The sequence below is a fragment of the Streptomyces sp. NBC_01525 genome (assembly GCF_045040405.1).
Lineage (GTDB): Bacteria > Actinomycetota > Actinomycetes > Streptomycetales > Streptomycetaceae > Streptomyces > Streptomyces benahoarensis.
Window position 1 is genome coordinate 2,900,706 of sequence record NZ_CP109397.1, and the last position, 15,943, is coordinate 2,916,648.

General features: G+C 72.2%; 15 protein-coding genes. 3 read left to right on the forward strand and 12 right to left on the reverse strand.

The annotated features are described in order from the left end of the window. Positions 1-15: 15 nt before the first annotated feature. From OG422_RS12800 to OG422_RS12815, 4 genes are all read right to left on the reverse strand, one after another. On the reverse strand, positions 16-1,479 hold the full coding sequence (locus OG422_RS12800; protein WP_405742827.1) for an NAD(P)H-hydrate dehydratase: 1,464 nt from the start codon (positions 1,477-1,479) through the stop codon (positions 16-18). 347 nt (positions 1,480-1,826) lie between these two features. Next, complete coding sequence (locus OG422_RS12805; RefSeq protein ID WP_143944482.1) at positions 1,827-2,195, reverse strand: holo-ACP synthase; 369 nt, start codon at positions 2,193-2,195, stop codon at positions 1,827-1,829. A gap of 49 nt (positions 2,196-2,244) precedes the next feature. After that, on the reverse strand, positions 2,245-4,092 hold the full coding sequence (gene glmS, locus OG422_RS12810; protein ID WP_405742829.1) for a glutamine--fructose-6-phosphate transaminase (isomerizing): 1,848 nt from the start codon (positions 4,090-4,092) through the stop codon (positions 2,245-2,247). 204 nt (positions 4,093-4,296) lie between these two features. Further along, the gene (locus OG422_RS12815; protein WP_186000481.1) at positions 4,297-4,542 is read right to left on the reverse strand and encodes a hypothetical protein; all 246 of its coding nucleotides are present in this window, start codon (positions 4,540-4,542) and stop codon (positions 4,297-4,299) included. A 186-nt stretch (positions 4,543-4,728) separates the two neighbouring features. On the opposite strand from OG422_RS12815, the gene coaA reads away from it, so the two are divergent. Together coaA and OG422_RS12825 are read left to right on the forward strand one after the other, a co-directional pair. Continuing rightward, on the forward strand, positions 4,729-5,718 hold the full coding sequence (gene coaA, locus OG422_RS12820) for a type I pantothenate kinase (protein WP_405742831.1): 990 nt from the start codon (positions 4,729-4,731) through the stop codon (positions 5,716-5,718). Positions 5,719-6,063: 345 nt separating this feature from the next. Further along, positions 6,064-7,065, forward strand: coding sequence for an esterase/lipase family protein (locus OG422_RS12825; RefSeq protein ID WP_405742833.1), 1,002 nt, complete (start codon positions 6,064-6,066; stop codon positions 7,063-7,065). A 66-nt stretch (positions 7,066-7,131) separates the two neighbouring features. On the opposite strand, the gene glmM is transcribed toward OG422_RS12825, so the two are convergent. The 4 genes from glmM to OG422_RS12845 all read right to left on the reverse strand — a co-directional run bounded on the left by glmM (position 7,132) and on the right by OG422_RS12845 (position 11,618). Next, positions 7,132-8,505: a phosphoglucosamine mutase gene (gene glmM, locus OG422_RS12830; RefSeq protein WP_405742835.1), complete on the reverse strand. Its 1,374-nt coding sequence runs from the start codon at positions 8,503-8,505 to the stop codon at positions 7,132-7,134. Between the two features lie 161 nt (positions 8,506-8,666). Next, the gene (gene rpsI, locus OG422_RS12835; protein ID WP_143940054.1) at positions 8,667-9,179 is read right to left on the reverse strand and encodes a 30S ribosomal protein S9; all 513 of its coding nucleotides are present in this window, start codon (positions 9,177-9,179) and stop codon (positions 8,667-8,669) included. 41 nt (positions 9,180-9,220) lie between these two features. Next, complete coding sequence (gene rplM, locus OG422_RS12840) at positions 9,221-9,664, reverse strand: 50S ribosomal protein L13 (RefSeq protein ID WP_030283422.1); 444 nt, start codon at positions 9,662-9,664, stop codon at positions 9,221-9,223. Between the two features lie 325 nt (positions 9,665-9,989). Next, positions 9,990-11,618, reverse strand: a complete 1,629-nt coding sequence (locus tag OG422_RS12845; protein ID WP_405742837.1) for an ABC-F family ATP-binding cassette domain-containing protein — start codon at positions 11,616-11,618, stop codon at positions 9,990-9,992. 98 nt (positions 11,619-11,716) lie between these two features. Here OG422_RS12845 and OG422_RS12850 point away from each other — a divergent pair, with 98 nt between their 5' ends. Next, a complete protein-coding gene (locus OG422_RS12850; RefSeq protein WP_185993800.1) occupies positions 11,717-12,556 on the forward strand; it encodes a hypothetical protein in 840 nt (279 codons plus the stop codon). 79 nt (positions 12,557-12,635) lie between these two features. Here the strand turns inward: OG422_RS12850 and truA are convergent, their stop codons facing one another. The 4 genes from truA to rpsD form a co-directional block, all read right to left on the reverse strand. Then, entirely contained in the window at positions 12,636-13,487 is an 852-nt protein-coding gene (truA, locus tag OG422_RS12855) for a tRNA pseudouridine(38-40) synthase TruA (protein ID WP_405742839.1), read from the reverse strand. 81 nt (positions 13,488-13,568) lie between these two features. Further along, positions 13,569-14,051, reverse strand: coding sequence for a 50S ribosomal protein L17 (gene rplQ, locus OG422_RS12860; protein ID WP_143940050.1), 483 nt, complete (start codon positions 14,049-14,051; stop codon positions 13,569-13,571). A 128-nt stretch (positions 14,052-14,179) separates the two neighbouring features. Beyond that, the gene (locus OG422_RS12865; RefSeq protein WP_405742842.1) at positions 14,180-15,202 is read right to left on the reverse strand and encodes a DNA-directed RNA polymerase subunit alpha; all 1,023 of its coding nucleotides are present in this window, start codon (positions 15,200-15,202) and stop codon (positions 14,180-14,182) included. Between the two features lie 108 nt (positions 15,203-15,310). Beyond that, complete coding sequence (gene rpsD, locus OG422_RS12870; RefSeq protein WP_143940048.1) at positions 15,311-15,937, reverse strand: 30S ribosomal protein S4; 627 nt, start codon at positions 15,935-15,937, stop codon at positions 15,311-15,313. Between the last annotated feature and the right edge of the window lie 6 nt (positions 15,938-15,943).

Below are 15,943 nucleotides of genomic sequence, written 5' to 3' on the forward strand. Positions count from 1 at the left end.
GCCCGCGGCGGCCGTTCAGTGCTTCGCCCCGCCCGGTCGCGGCGTGCGCCGTCCGACGTCCCGCCAGGCCGCGGCGAGCCGCCCGGCGACCTGCGTCGCGGTGACCGGCGCACCGTCCGGACCGGCGGCGAAGCGGGCCGCGAGGCCGTGCAGATACGCGCCCGCCGCCGCCGCGTCACGCGGTGGAAGACCGGCGGCGAGCAGCGAACCGGTCAGGCCCGACAGCACGTCACCGCTGCCCGCGGTCGCCAGCCAGCCGGTCCCGGTGGGGTTGACCCGTACGGGGCTCGCGGCGTCCGCGACCAGCGTCGTCGAGCCCTTGAGCAGCACCGTCGCGCCGAACGCCGCGGCCAGCTCACGGACCGCCCGCCACCGGCCCGCCTCCACCGCGGCGCGGTCCCCGCCGAGCAGTGCGGCGGCCTCCCCCGCGTGCGGCGTCAGCAGGGTGCCCGCGGTCCGGGCCCGTACCCGCTCCGGCGTCAGGAACCGCAGCCCGTCGGCGTCCACCAGCACCGGCACCTCGGCGGCGAGCACATCCTCCATGGCGTCCGCCTCATCGCCGAGGCCGGGGCCGATCACCCATGCCTGGACCCGGCCCGCGCGGTGCGGCGGACCGGCATGCACCAGGGTCTCCGGGAAGCGCGCGAGGACCGCGTCGGCGGCCGGGCCGACGTACCGGACGGCGCCCGCGCCGCCGCGCAGCGCACCGGCGACCGCCAGCACCGCCGCGCCCGGGTAACGCGCGGACCCGGCGACCACGCCGACCACGCCGCGCCGGTACTTGTCGCTCTCCGCCGACGGCAGCGGCAGCAGCCGCGCCACGTCCACGTGCTGCAACGCCTCGGCGGCGGGCTCCGCGGTCGGCGCGAGGCCGATGCCGACGTGGTGCACCACCCCGGCCCGCTCCCGTGCCGGGTCGATCAGCAGCCCCGGTTTGTACGCCCCGAACGTCACGGTGACATCGGCGCGGACCACCTCGCCCGGGACCTCGCCGGTGTCCGCGTCCACGCCGCTCGGCAGGTCGACGGCGACGACGGTGGCCGACTCGGCGGCCAGTGCGGCGAGTTGGGCGGCGCGGGGACGGAGTCCGCCGCGTCCGCCGATGCCGACGATGCCGTCGACCACGAGGTCGGCGCGGGTCACGGCGCGCTCCGCGTCGGCGACGACGGTGCCACCGGCCGCCCGCAGCGCCGCCAGTCCCCCGGCGTGCGCCCGCTCCGGCGTCAGCAGGACCACGCCGACCGCGGCGCCCCGGCGCGCCAGCCGTGCCCCGGCGTACAGGGCGTCACCACCGTTGTCGCCGCTGCCGACCAGCAGCACCACGCGGGAGCCGTACACGCCGCGCGCCCCGCTCAGCAGCCGCGCGCAGACCGCCGCGAGCCCGGCCGCGGCCCGCTGCATCAGCGCCCCCTCGGGCACCCGCGCCATCAACTCCCGCTCCGCCGCCCGCACGTCCGCCACGCTGTACGCAGTCCTCATGGGGCCAGTCTCACACCGGGGCCGGGCCGCGGCACGGGGACGGAGCGGGTGGGGTGGGGCGGGGTGGGCGCACCGCCCGTTGGGGACGAGCGCCCCGTAAGGGCTGGCAGAGCCCGTAGGGGACGAGCGCCCCGTAAGGGCTGGCAGAGCCAGTAGGGGACGAGCGCCCCGTAAGGGCTGGCAGAGCCAGTAGGGGACACGGAACCCGTAGGGGACGGCCTTACCCCGTAAGGGACCGCGAGCCCGTAAGGGTCAGCCCCGCCCCCGTAGGGGGAAGGCAGCCCCGTAAGGGACGGCCCAGGGCGCGCCACTGCTCCAGGGCGCGCCACCGCCCCAGGCCCCCGGCCTCACCCCTCCGCCACCACCACCGCCGACGCCACGCCCGCGTCATGGCTGAGCGAGATGTGCCAGGCACGGACGCCCAGTTCGGCGGCGCGGGCGGCGACGGTGCCGCGGACGCGCAGGCGGGGCTGGCCGCTGTCCTCGACATACACCTCGGCGTCCGTCCAGTGCAGCCCGCCGGGCGCACCGAGCGCCTTGGCCACGGCCTCCTTCGCGGCGAAGCGGGCCGCCAGGGAGGCGGTGCCGCGCCGCTCCCCGCTCGGCAGCACCAACTCCGCCTCGATGAACAGCCGCCGCGCCAGCTCCGGCGTACGCTCCAGCGCCGCCCCGAAACGGTCGATCTCGGCGACGTCGATCCCCACCCCGATGATCACCGGCGCACCCCTCCCAGGGGGTCCGCCGGGCGGCACCACTGACGGCGGCTCACTCCACCGTCACCGACTTGGCGAGGTTGCGCGGCTGGTCGACCTCGTTGCCGCGGGCGGTGGCCAACTCGCAGGCGAAGACCTGGAGCGGGACGGCCGAGACCAGCGGCTGGAGCAGCACCGGGGTGCGCGGGATCCGGACGAGGTGGTCGGCGTAGGGCACCACTGCCTCGTCGCCCTCCTCCGCGATGACGATGGTGCGGGCACCGCGGGCCCGGATCTCCTGGATGTTGGAGACGATCTTGTCGTGCAGCACCGACCGGCCGCGCGGCGACGGGACGACCACCACGACCGGCACGTCCTGCTCGATCAGCGCGATCGGACCGTGCTTCAGCTCACCCGCCGCGAAGCCCTCGGCGTGCATGTACGCCAGCTCCTTGAGCTTGAGCGCACCCTCCAGCGCCACCGGGTAGCCGACGTGCCGCCCCAGGAACAGCACGGTGTTCTTGTCGGCCAGTCCCCGGGCCAGCTCCCGCACCGGCTCCATCGTGCCGAGCACCTGCTCGACCTGGGTGCCGATCGCGGCCAGCTCCCGCACGACCTCGCGGATCTCGTCGCCCCACTTCGTGCCCCGGACCTGGCCGAGGTAGAGCGCCACCAGGTAGCAGGCGACCAGCTGCGTCAGGAACGCCTTCGTCGAGGCGACCGCGACCTCGGGACCGGCGTGCGTGTAGAGCACCGCGTCCGACTCGCGCGGGATGGTCGAGCCGTTGGTGTTGCAGATGGCGAGGACCTTGGCGCCCTGCTCACGGGCGTGCCGCAGCGCCATCAGCGTGTCCATCGTCTCGCCGGACTGGCTGATCGCGATGACCAGCGTGCGCGGCCCCATGATCGGGTCGCGGTAGCGGAACTCGCTGGCCAGCTCCGTCTCGCAGGGGATCCGCGTCCAGTGCTCGATCGCATACTTCGCGATCATGCCCGCGTGGTACGCCGTACCGCAGGCGACGATGACGACCTTGTCGACCTCCCGCAGCACCTCCTGCGGGATCCGCACCTCGTCCAGCGACAGCACCCCGGACTCGTCGACCCGGCCCAGCAGCGTGTCGGCGACCGCCTTGGGCTGCTCGGCGATCTCCTTGAGCATGAAGTAGTCGTAGCCGTCCTTCTCGGCGGCGGACACGTCCCAGTCGACGTGGTACGCACGGACCTGCGCGGCCGCCCCGTCGAAGTCGGTAACGGTCACACCTTCCCGGCGCAGCTCCACGACCTGGTCCTGGCCCAGCTCGATCGCCTCACGGGTGTGCGCGATGAACGCCGCCACATCGGACGCGAGGAACGCCTCGTCCTCGCCGACGCCGACCACCAGCGGGGAGTTGCGGCGCGCGCCGACGACCACGTCCGGCGCGTCGGCGTGCACCGCGACGAGGGTGAACGCGCCCTCCAGACGGCGGCACACCTGCCGCATCGCCTCGGCCAGGTCGCCGCAGGACGAGTACGCCTCGGCCAGCAGATGGGCGACGGCCTCGGTGTCCGTCTCGGACGTCAGCTCATGGCCGCGGTCGGTCAGTTCGGCACGGAGCGCGGCGAAGTTCTCGATGATGCCGTTGTGGACGACCGAGACCCGCCCGGCGTTGTCCAGATGGGGATGGGCGTTGACGTCCGTGGGCCCGCCATGGGTGGCCCACCGGGTGTGCCCGATGCCGGTCGTCCCCGCCGGCAGCGGCCGCGCCGCCAGCTCCTTCTCCAGATTGGCGAGCTTCCCGGCCTTCTTCGCCGACGCCAGCCCACCGTCGGCCAGCACCGCGACGCCCGCCGAGTCGTACCCGCGGTACTCCAGTCGGCGCAGTCCGGCCAGCACGACGTCCAGGGCGCTCTGTCCACCCACATAACCCACGATTCCGCACATGGGGGCAGCGTACGCGCCGGGCCCATGCGCCCCCGCGCCCGGCAGCCGCACGGCCACATCCGGCACACCGACGGGCGGGATCCGGGCACCGCGCGACCGGATCCGGACCCGGCGCGCGGCCCCGGCCGTGCGCCCCCGGAGGCGCGGCGAAGGTGTCCCCCGGGGGACACCTTCCGGACCGCGGCGCGCCCCCGCGCCCGGCTCTCAGTACCCGCGCTCCAGCCGCTCCGCCGCCTGCCGGACCGTGTCCAGGAACTCCTCCTCGGCCTCCGCGTCCGTGCACGCCGGGGACTCGTACCGCTCCAGGAACCCGGCAAGATCCTCGTCCAGGTCCACGTCCGGCAGCTCCTCGGCGAGCTCGGCGTGGACCAGGGCGGCGAACGACGCACGGGCCGCCACCTCCCCGCCCCGGCGCCGCCGCAGTACGCCCCTGCCCTGCCGTCCACCCATCCCGACCACCCCTCCCGGCCCGCTCCGGGCCCTGCACCGCACCGTCCACCCCGGGCAACCCGGTCCATGCTCGAAGACGGCGACCGGCAGCCAACCGTTCCCGCCCCGCGCGCCCTCTTCCGCCCGCCCCGGGCGCGCCCGGGACCCCGGGGTCGCCGCCCCGGCCCGCCCCCGCACAATGAACCCGTGGCCCCGACGACCGATCCGCAGCAACGACGCCGCGCCGAGCGCTCCCCGTACGTCGATCTGACACGTACGGAGTGGAGCGCGCTGCGGGAGAAGACCCCACTGCCGCTCACCGCCGAAGAGGTCGAGCGGCTGCGCGGTCTGGGGGACGTCATCGACCTCGACGAGGTCCGCGACGTCTACCTCCCGCTCTCCCGGCTGCTCAACCTCTACGTCGGCGCCACCAGCAATCTGCGCGGCGCGCTCAACACCTTCCTCGGCGACGCGGGCGGCGGCCACGGCGCGCAGCCGGGCACCCCGTTCGTCATAGGCGTGGCGGGCAGCGTCGCAGTCGGCAAGTCGACCACCGCGCGGCTGCTCCAGGCGCTGCTGGCCCGCTGGCCCGAGCACCCGCGCGTCGAACTGGTCACCACCGACGGCTTCCTGCACCCCAACGCCGAGCTGCACCGCCGCGGGCTGATGTCCCGTAAGGGTTTCCCGGAGTCGTTCGACCGGCGGGCGCTGACCCGCTTCGTCGCCGATGTGAAGTCCGGCCGCGCCGAGGTCACCGCGCCCGTCTACTCGCATCTGATCTACGACATCGTGCCGGGCGAACGGCTCACCGTGCACCGCCCCGACGTCCTGATCGTGGAGGGCCTGAACGTCCTCCAGCCCGCGCTGCCCGGCAAGGACGGCCGCACCCGCCTCGGTCTCGCCGACTTCTTCGACTTCTCCGTCTACGTCGACGCGCGGATCGAGGACATCGAGAAGTGGTACCTCGGCCGCTTCCGGAAGCTGCGGGAGACCGCGTTCCAGGACCCGTCCTCGTACTTCCGCCGGTACACCCAGGTCTCCGAGGAGGAGGCGCTGGAGTACGCGCGGAAGATCTGGCGGACCGTCAACAAGCCCAACCTGGAACAGAACGTCGCCCCCACCCGCGGCCGCGCCAACCTCGTCCTGCGCAAGGGCCCCGACCACAAGGTCCAGCGGCTGTCGCTGCGGAAGCTCTGACCGCACGCCCACGGATGGCCGCCGGAGGCACCCGCGCCCGGCGGACCACCGGCCGGAGAGCCGTCAGCCCGGCCCTCAACTCCCCGTGCATGCCCGGCAATTGGCCGCGTCCCGCGTCTTGTCACCGGCGCCGCCCCCGCCCTACCGTCAGGTAATACGGTCCGTGCACGGATCTTTCCGGACCGTGGCCCGCACGACGCGAACCGACGCTGTACGCCCCCCGTACCCGCCCCGTACGCCGTCCGGCACGCCGCGGCATGCCCTTGCGCGCTCCCCCCTCGTTGACAGTCCGCCGGTCGCTCCGGTCCGCCCGGAGCCGGTCAGCCCTCTCACCAGGAGCCCCCCATGACCCGTGCACCCTCGCCCCGCCGGACCGTCCGCCACCGCCCGCCGCGCCGGGCCGCGGCTGCCGCGCTCTGCCTCGCCGCGGCCGGACTCGCCCTCGCCGCCCCCGCCCAGGCCACACCCGCCCCGGCGCCCGCCACGAAGGCCCCCACGAGGACCGCCGCCCTGCCCATCGGCGACCTCGGCACCGCCGTCCACAATTTCCTCTTCAGCCCGGACGCCGTCGCGGGCGCCAACGACTGGCACTGCACACCGAGCGCGGCGCACCCCTACCCGGTCGTCCTCGCGCACGGCACCCTCGCCAACGCCGGCGCCAACTGGGTCGCCCTCGCCCCCACCCTCGCCAACCAGGGCTACTGCGTCTACGCGCTCAACTACGGCATGAACCATCTGTCGGCGGGCCGGGTCGGCGGCCTCACCGACATCGGCGACTCGGCGCGGCAGCTCGGCGCCTTCGTCGACAAGGTGCTCGCCGCCACCGGCGCGAAGAAGGCCGACATCGTCGGCCACTCCCAGGGCGGCATGATGCCGCACTACTACCTCAAGCGGCTGGGCGGCGCCGCCAAGGTCCGCACCCTCGTCGGCATCGCGCCCAGCAACCACGGCACCACCCTCGACGGCCTCCTCACCCTCGGCAAGCAGATGAACGCCCTCGGCTTCGTCAACAACCTCCTCGACACCACCGGGCTCACCGGCCTCAAGCAGCAGGAGGCGGAGTCCGACTTCCAGAAGGAGCTGTGGAAGGACGGCGACACCGTGCCCGGCGTCCGCTACGTCGTGATCGGCACCCGCCAGGACACGGTCGTCACCCCGTACACCAACGGCTTCCTGCACGGCGGCGACGTCACCGACATCACGCTCCAGGACCAGTGCCCCGACGACAAAACCGGCCACGCCGGCCTCTTCCTCGACGGCCCCACCCTCCAGAACGTCGTCAACGCCCTCGGCCCGAACGACCCGCGCTTCACCCCGGAGTGCCGCGACTACGGACCGGCTTTCTGACCTGCAACGCCCGTGCCCCCGGCCGCAGTGAGCGACCGGGGGCACGGTATGCGGACGACGGCGGGATCAGCCCAGCGCCGACTTCACCGCGTCGGCCAGCCGCTCCGCGACCGCCCGCGCCTGCTCGATGTCGGCCGCCTCGACCATCACCCGCACCAGCGGCTCCGTACCCGACGGACGCAGCAGCACCCGGCCGGTCGCGCCCAGCTCCCGCTCCGCCTCGGCAACGGCCGCGGAGAGCGCCGGGGAGGTCGCGACCCTCGACTTGTCGACGTCGGGGACGTTGATCAGCACCTGCGGCAGCCGCTCCATCACGGCGGCCAGCTCGTTCAGGCCCCGGCCCGTCGCGGCGACCCGCGCGGCCAGCATCAGGCCCGTGAGGGTGCCGTCACCGGTGGTCGCGTGGTCCAGCACGATGACGTGCCCGGACTGCTCACCGCCGAGCGCGAAGCCCTGCCCCTTCATCTCCTCCAGGACGTACCGGTCGCCGACGGCGGTCGCCACCATCTCGATCCCGGCCCGCTCCATCGCCAGCTTGAAGCCGAGGTTGGACATGACGGTCGCGACGACGGTGTTCTTCCGCAGCGTCCCCGCGTCGCGCATCCCGAGCGCCAGCACGGCGAGGATCTGGTCGCCGTCGATCTCGTTGCCCGCGCGGTCCACGGCCAGGCAGCGGTCCGCGTCACCGTCGTGCGCCACGCCCAGATCGGCGCCGTGCTCGACGACCGCCGCGCGCAGCAGTCCCAGGTGGGTCGAGCCGCAGCCGTCGTTGATGTTGAGGCCGTCCGGGTCCGTGCCGATGGTGATGACGTCCGCACCGGCGCGCGCGAACGCCTCCGGGGAGACCCGCGCCGCCGCGCCGTGCGCCCCGTCGATGACGATCTTCAGGCCGTCGAGGCGGTTGGGCAGCACCCCGACGAGGTGCGCGACGTAGTTGTCGAAGCCCTCGTCGTAGACGGTGACCCGGCCCACCCCGGCGCCGGTCGGCCGCTCCCACGGCTCACCGGCGGCGTGCGCCCGGTACGTCCGCTCGATGTGGTCCTCCAGCTCGTCGGCGAGCTTGTGGCCGCCGCGGGCGAAGAACTTGATGCCGTTGTCGGGCATCGGGTTGTGGCTCGCGGAGAGCATCACGCCGAGGTCCGCGCCGAGCGAACCGGTCAGATACGCCACCGCCGGGGTCGGCAGCACGCCCACCCGCAGCACGTCCACCCCGGCGCTCGCGAGCCCGGCGACGACCGCCGCCTCCAGGAACTCACCGGAGGCCCGCGGGTCCCGCCCGACGACGGCCACCGGCCTGCGTCCCTCCAGGGCGCGACCGTGCCCCGACTCCTCCTCTGCGAGTACGTGCGCCGCAGCGACCGACAGGCCGAGCGCCAGCTCCGCCGTCAGATCCGCATTGGCGACACCGCGCACCCCGTCCGTTCCGAAGAGTCGTCCCACTGGTGTCCTCCGCATAGATGAGCTTGAACCAGAGCATTGCGTCCAGGTATACGCCCCCGGACGCCTGAATGAGGCGCTGGTCCCGGATAGCCGAACGCCCCGGCTGCACGGAAAGTGCCGACCGGGGCGTTCGCCACGTGCTGCGCGCGCAGCAGGCGCGATTAGCGCTTGCTGTACTGCGGCGCCTTGCGGGCCTTCTTGAGACCGGCCTTCTTGCGCTCGACCGCACGGTCGTCACGCTTGAGGAACCCGGCCTTCTTCAGGGCGCCGCGGTTGTTCTCGACGTCCGCCTCGTTCAGCGCACGGGCGACGCCCAGGCGCAGCGCACCGGCCTGGCCGGAGATGCCGCCACCGGAGATGCGGGCCACGACGTCGTAGCGGTTGTCGAGCTCCAGCACCTTGAAGGGCTCGTTGACTTCCTGCTGGTGCACCTTGTTGGGGAAGTAACCCTCAAGGGTGCGACCGTTGATCTTCCACTGACCGGTGCCCGGAACGATCCGGACGCGGGCGATGGCGTTCTTGCGACGGCCCAGGCCGGCGGCCGGCTGCGGGTCGCCGAAGCGGGAGGCGAGGGACTCGGAGGTGTACTCACCCTCCACGACCTCGGTCTCGGTGGTGTATTCCTCGACGGCGTCTTCGTTCTCGATGACGGTCTCGGGAGTGGTCTCGGCCACGATGCTCCTCAGATTCTTTTCGTCTTAGGGGGTGGCCGGAATTACTGCGCGACCTGGGTGATCTCGAACGGGACCGGCTGCTGAGCAGCGTGCGGGTGCTCGGCGCCCGCGTAGACCTTCAGCTTCGAGAGCATCTGACGGCCGAGGGTGTTCTTGGGGAGCATGCCCTTGATGGCCTTCTCGACGGCCTTCTCGGGGTTCTTGTCGAGCAGCTCGTCGTACCGGACGGAGCGCAGACCACCGGGGAAACCGGAGTGGCGGTAGGCCAGCTTCTGGCTGCGCTTGTTGCCGGACAGGTGCACCTTGTCGGCGTTGACGATGATGACGAAGTCACCGGTGTCAACGTGCGGCGCGTACACCGGCTTGTGCTTGCCCCTCAGAAGGGACGCGGCCTGAGAGGCCAGACGGCCCAGGACAACGTCCTGCGCGTCAATGACGTGCCACTGGCGCTGGACATCGCCGGGCTTGGGGCTGAACGTACGCACGGTCGTAGCCTTCGCTTCTTCAGTGATGGGGTCTCCCACGCCTCCGGAGGAGGCTCAGGAGACGGGGTCCTGTACTGGCACCTCGGTCGATCGGACCGGCAGTGCGGCGCTACGGGTGACGCAACCCGATCGTCCGCCGCCGGTTCATCGGCCCGGTGGCCGGCGTAAGGGCCCCTCACGTGAGATAGAGCAAGCCAATACGCATAACGAACTGGCAGAATACCGGCCCGCCCCCGGCCGGGTCAAAACGCGGCTCGAACCGGTGGACGACTCCAGGATGCCTCCGGGACGACTCCGGGACGACTCCGGGAGCCCCGGCCGCCCCTCACCGCTCCCGCGCCACGCGCCCCTCGTCCCACACCGGCTCCGTCGTCTCCCGGACCACGCCGTCCGCGCCGAAGACCAGGAAGCGGTCGAAGGAGCGGGCGAACCAGCGGTCGTGCGTCACCGCGAGCACCGTGCCGTCGAACGCGTCCAGGCCCTCCTGCAGCGCCTCGGCGCTCTCCAGGTCGAGGTTGTCGGTCGGCTCGTCCAGCAACAGCGCCGTCGTGCCCGCCAGCTCCAGCAGCAGGATCTGCAGCCGCGCCTGCTGTCCGCCCGACAGCCGCTCGAACCGCTGCTCCGCCTGGCGCTCCAGCTCGTACCGGCGCAGCGCGCTCATCGCCGCGCCCCGGTCCCTGGCGTGCTCCGTCCAGAGGATGTCGAGCAGGGTGCGGCCGGTCAGCTCCGGGTGGGCGTGGGTCTGCGCGAAGTACCCGGGCACCACCCGGGCGCCGAGCTTCCACTGCCCGGTGTGCGTGACCGGCCGCTCCGCGTCCTGCGCCAGCAACCGCAGGAAGTGCGATTTGCCGGAGCCGTTCGAGCCCAGCACCGCGACCCGCTCGCCGTAGAAGACCTCCAGCGAGAACGGCTTCATCAGTCCCGTCAGCTCCAGGTCCGCGCAGGTCACTGCCCGTACGCCGGTACGGCCGCCGCGCAGCCGCATGGTGATCTCCTGCTCCCGCGGCGGCTCCGGCGGCGGCCCGGCCTCCTCGAACTTCCGCAGCCGGGTCTGCGCCGCGTGGTAGCGCGAGGCCAGCTCATGGCTGTTCTCGGCGGCCTGCCGCAGATTCCGTACCAGCTTCTTCAGCTGCTCGTGCTTCTCGTCCCAGCGCCGCCGCAGCTCCTCGAAGCGCGCGAACCGCTCCTTGCGCGCCGCGTGGTACGTCGCGAAGCCACCGCCGTGCACCCAGACGTCCGACCCGGCAGGCCCCGGCTCCACGCTGACGATCTTGTCGGCGGCGCGCGCCAGCAGCTCCCGGTCGTGGCTGACGAAGAGCACCGTCTTCTTCGTCCGCCGCAGCTGCTCCTCCAGCCACCGCTTGCCCGGCACGTCCAGATAGTTGTCCGGCTCGTCCAGCAGCAGCACCTCGTCGGTGCCGCGCAGCAGCGACTCCAGCACCAGCCGCTTCTGCTCACCGCCGGAGAGCGTCCGCACCAGCCGCCACTGCGCCTTCTCGTACGGCATCCCCAGCGCGGCGGTGGTGCACATGTCCCAGACCGTCTCGGCCTCGTAGCCGCGCGCCTCCGCCCAGTCGCTGAGCGCCTGCGCGTACGCCATCTGCGCGGCCTCGTCGTCGACCGTCATCACGGCCTCCTCGGCCGCGTCCACCGCCTCCGCCGCCGTCCGCAGCCGCCGCGGCGCGACGGAGACCAGCAGGTCACGCACGGTCCGCTCGTCCCGCACCGAGCCCACGAACTGCGGCATCACCCCGAGGCCGCCACCGACCGTGACCGACCCGCCGTGCGGCGTCAGCTCCCCGGCGAGCAGCCGCAGCAGCGTCGTCTTGCCCGCGCCGTTCGCCCCCACCAGCGCCACCGACGAGCCCTCGCCGACCCGGAACGAGACGTCCCCGAGCAGCACCCTCCCGTCCGGCAGGTAGTACTCCAGGTGCCCGGCCTCCACATGTCCCATGGACCGGATTGTCGCCGCCCGCCGCCATATTCCCCAACCGGATTACGGGGGTGGGAGCACCGGCCCCCGCCCCGCACCGGGTCGCTAGGATGCGCGGCATGAGCTTTGGGCAAGGGGGGCCGTTCGACGGCCCAGGGGGATCCGGTTCCACCCCGGACTGGGAGGCACTCGCCGAGCAGAGCCAGGCGGGCGCCCGGCGCAAGCGCTGGCTGATGATCGGCGGCGGTGCGCTGGCCGCCCTCGCCGTCGCGGGCATCGTCGTGACCGCCATGCTCGTCGGGGGCACCTCCGACAACAAGCATCCCGACGACGTGGCCGCCTCCGGCTCCGGCGCCCCGGAACCGCACCCGTCCTTCTCCGACGTCTCGGTCCCCCCGCCGCCCAACCCGCGGGACTACATCACGGACCGTACGAAGGACCGCGCCCCGCTGACCACGGCCGCCCTCTTCCCCGACAAGGCCATGGTCCTCGGCGAGCACACCTATCCGCGCACCGCGGCGTCCGCGTCGAAGGACTGCACCTCGGGCACCCAGGGCGCGCTCGGCTCGCTGCTGAAGCACAACGGCTGCGAGGCGCTGCTGCGCGCCACCTACGCCAAGGACGGCGTCGCGGTCACCATCGGCATCGCCGCCCTGGACTCCGCCGACGCCGCCGAACGCGTCAAGGCGAAGGCCCAGGGCAACCTCGCCCCGCTCGCCGGAGGCCACGTCGGCGAGGAGTTCTGCCGCGGCACCGCCTGCCGGATGACCGCCAACGCCACCGGCCGGTACGCGTACTTCACCATCGCCGGGTACCTCGACGGCAAGCGCGTCACCGAGACGTCCGCCCCCGCCCTCCAGATCGGCCGGGACGGCGAGTCCTACGCCTTCGCCCGCATCATCCAGCGCGGCAAGGACCAAGCGGCGAAGGCCGCCCAGGCGCAGGAACGGCAGGGCTGACGAGCGGGGGCCGGGCGCCCGCGGTGCCCGGCGCCGGATCCGGCCGCACGCACCCGGCCGGGCCCGGCTCACCGCCCCCTCAGCAGCACCCCGCCCCCGGCAGCGTCCGCCGGTTCCGCGCCTCCAGATTCCGCGCCATCAGCTGGTCGTCGGCCGGGTAGCCGACCTCCTCCAGCGTCAGCCCGTGCGGCCGCACCACATGCACCGCCGAGTCCCGCACGCCCGCGGCCAGCACCTTCCCCGGCCAGTCGACCGGCCGGTGCCCGTCCCCGACGAACAGCAGCGCGCCCACCAGCGAACGCACCATGTTGTGACAGAACGCGTCCGCCTTCACCGTCGCCGTGACGATTCCGTCCGCGTCCCGCACCCAGCTCAGCTCCTGGAGCGTGCGGATCGTCGTCGCCCCCTCGCGCCGCTTGCAGTACGCCGCGAAGTCGTGCTCCCCCAGCAGCGCCTGCGACGCCGCGTTCATCGCGTCCACGTCCAGCGCCCAGTCGTGCCACAGCACATGGCCGCGCAGCAGCGGGTCCACTCCCCCGGGATGATCGGTGACCCGGTACGCGTACCGCCGCCAGATCGCCGAGAACCGCGCGTTGAAGCCGTACGGCGCCTCCGCCGCCCGCCACACCCGGACGTCCTTCGGCAGCCGCCCCGCCAGCCGCCGCCGCAGCCGGTCACCGTGCTCGGCCCACAGCTCCGCGGGCAGATCCACGTGCGCCACCTGCCCGCGCGCATGCACCCCGGCGTCCGTCCGCCCGGCCACGGTCAGCTCGTACGTCTCACCGGAACGGGTCACCGTCCGCAGCGCTTCCTCCAACTCGCCCTGGACGGTGCGCCGTTCGCGCTGTTTCGCCCAGCCGGAGAACTCCGCGCCGTCGTACGAAAGATCCAGCCGCACCCGGACACTCCCGGGCTCCACCTCATCGCTCACCCGTCGATCCTCTCAGAGCACGGCAAACGGAACGGGCCCGCTCCCCGAAGGGAACGGGCCCGCCCGCGGGACTCAGCGGCCTCAGGCGTCCTTGGACTCCTCGGCCGGCGCCTCGGTCGCCTCGGCGGCGTCCTTCTTCAGCGCGTCTTCCTTGACCGCACGCTTGGTGGCGGCCTCGGCCTCACCGGTGGCCTGCTGGGCCACGGTCAGCGCCTCCACCAGCTCGATGACGGCCATGGGAGCGTTGTCGCCACGGCGGTTACCGATCTTGGTGATGCGGGTGTAGCCACCCGGACGGTTCTCGAACCGCGGGGCAACCTCGGTGAAGAGCGTGTGCACGACGCTCTTGTCCGAGATCAGCTGCATGACCTGGCGGCGGTTGTGAAGGTCGCCCTTCTTCGCCTTGGTCACCAGACGCTCGGCGTACGGGCGCAGACGACGGGCCTTGGCCTCGGTCGTCGTGATGCGGCCGTGCTCGAAGAGCGCGGTGGCCAGGTTGCGCAGCATGAGACGCTCGTGCGCGGCGCTGCCGCCCAGACGGGCACCCTTGGCAGGCTTCGGCATGGTGTTTCTCCTTCATTGCTGCACCGGCCGTATCAGGTACCGGTGTCAGTTCCCACGAAGCGGGCGCCCCGCGGAAGATCACGCACGGCCGGGCCCGGGGTACACGCCCCGGGCCCGGCCGGTGAAACTCAGTACTGCTCGGTCTCCACGAAACCCGCGTCCGCGTCGTCGTCCGCGCCGAACGCGTCGGCCGCAGCGGTCGGGTCGAACCCGGGAGGCGAGTCCTTCAGCGCCAGGCCCATGCCCGCGAGCTTGGCCTTGACCTCGTCGATCGACTTCGCACCGAAGTTGCGGATGTCGAGCAGGTCCGCCTCGGAGCGGGCCACCAGCTCGCCCACCGAGTGGATGCCCTCACGCTTGAGGCAGTTGTACGACCGAACGGTGAGCTCCAGCTCCTCGATCGGCAGCGCCAGATCGGCGGCGAGGGCGGCGTCCGTCGGGGACGGACCCATGTCGATGCCCTCGGCGTCGATGTTCAGCTCACGGGCGAGACCGAACAGCTCGACCAGGGTCTTACCGGCCGACGCCATGGCGTCACGCGGCCGCATGGCCTGCTTGGTCTCGACGTCGACGATCAGCTTGTCGAAGTCGGTGCGCTGCTCGACACGGGTCGCCTCGACCTTGTACGTGACCTTGAGCACCGGCGAGTAGATCGAGTCGACCGGGATCCGGCCGATCTCCTGGCCGACCTGCTTGTTCTGCACGGCGGAGACGTAGCCGCGACCGCGCTCGACGGTCAGCTCCATCTCCAGCTTGCCCTTGGCGTTCAGGGTCGCCAGGACCAGGTCCGGGTTGTGGACCTCGACACCGGCCGGGGGCGCGATGTCGGCGGCGGTGACCAGACCCGGGCCCTGCTTGCGCAGGTACATCACGACCGGCTCGTCGTGCTCCGAGGAGACGACCAGCTGCTTGATGTTGAGGATGAGGTCGGTGACGTCCTCCTTGACGCCCGGCACGGTGGTGAACTCGTGCAGGACACCGTCGACACGGATCGACGTGACCGCCGCACCCGGAATCGAGGAGAGGAGCGTACGGCGGAGGGAGTTACCGAGGGTGTAACCGAAGCCCGGCTCCAGGGGCTCGATCACGAACCGGGAGCGGTACTCGTCGACGACCTCTTCGGTCAGCGACGGACGCTGAGCGATAAGCATGTGTGTTCCTTCAGTCGTGGGCGCCCACTATTTGACGCCCTCTGCTGACAAGGGTACGGGCGGCACGCGGTTCCTAAGAACCTGTGCCGCCCGAGCCCGTCGCCCTACTTACTTGGAGTAGAGCTCAACGATCAGCTGCTCCTGCACCTGGGTGTCGATCACCTGGCGCTCGGGCAGGCTGTGCACGAGGACCCGGAGGTTCGACGGGATCGATTCCAGCCACGCCGGAACGGTCTTCTCGCCGGCCTCGGCCTTGGCCACCTCGAAGGGGGTCAGGTTCCGGGAGCCCTCGCGGACCTCGATGATGTCGTTCACGGCGACGCGGGCCGACGGGATGTCGGTCTTGCGGCCGTTCACGTTGATGTGTCCGTGACGCACCAGCTGACGGGCGTGGTCGCGGGACTTGGCGAAGCCTGCCCGGTAGACCACGTTGTCGAGGCGGGTCTCAAGGATGCGCAGAAGGTTCTCACCGGTCTTGCCGGACTTCTGGTTCGCTTCCTTGTAGTAGTTCACGAACTGCTTCTCAAGGACACCGTAGATACGGCTGCACTTCTGCTTCTCACGAAGCTGGAGCAGGTACTCGCTGTCCTTGGTGCGCCCGCGACCGTGCTCACCCGGGGGGTAAGGACGGATCTCGATCGGGCACTTCGCGCTCTCGCACTTGCTCCCCTTGAGGAAGAGCTTCTGCTTCTCCCGACGGCAACGCTTGCAGTCGGCCCCGGTGTAACGCGCCATTGTCTA